Here is a 571-nt window from a genome sequence, read left to right on the forward strand (position 1 = left end):
CGATGCCCTCCTCCCTCATGCGCGTTATCCGGTCATGGTCCGCGCTGCCCTGGTCACCGGTGATGATGAGTGAAGGAAGAGGATGGTGCTGCAGAATGCGGTCGACCACGGCGTTGCTGACACCGTATCCCTCCTTCATGCGGTGCGAGTTGAACAGGAGCACGTCCTGCTGGGCCATGCCAAAATAGTCAACCAGCGAGGCCAACATCACTGCGCCGGCAGTACTGCCGTCTGCGTCATGATCGACCACACATGCAATAACTTCGCGCCCCTGTATCGCGGTGCAGATGCGATCCACCGCGATGTCGATGTCAGGCAGCTGATGATAGGAATCTAGATCAGCGATGCGTGGCAGCACGCGCTGGCGAACGGACAGACCACTATCCTCAGCCTTCATGCGGCCGGCAATCACACGAGCCTGCAGCGGCGTGAACCCATCGCGCTCTGCGGATCGCAAGATCAATGCATCGACCGAGCGCTTGCGAATTTTCGGATCTGGAGTCACATCAAGAAGTCCAAACGGCAGAGACCCAACATTAAAGGCGCCGACCGTGCCCTCATTGGGGTTCTG

General features: G+C 58.8%; 1 protein-coding gene. It reads right to left on the reverse strand.

Annotated elements, in window-relative coordinates:
- Positions 1–571 (reverse strand): hypothetical protein (locus ABQX22_RS26725; RefSeq protein ID WP_441005334.1); only part of this gene is annotated, 571 nt, incomplete at both ends.

Source organism: Xanthomonas sp. WHRI 1810A, from assembly GCF_040202885.1.
GTDB lineage: Bacteria > Pseudomonadota > Gammaproteobacteria > Pseudomonadales > Pseudomonadaceae > Aquipseudomonas.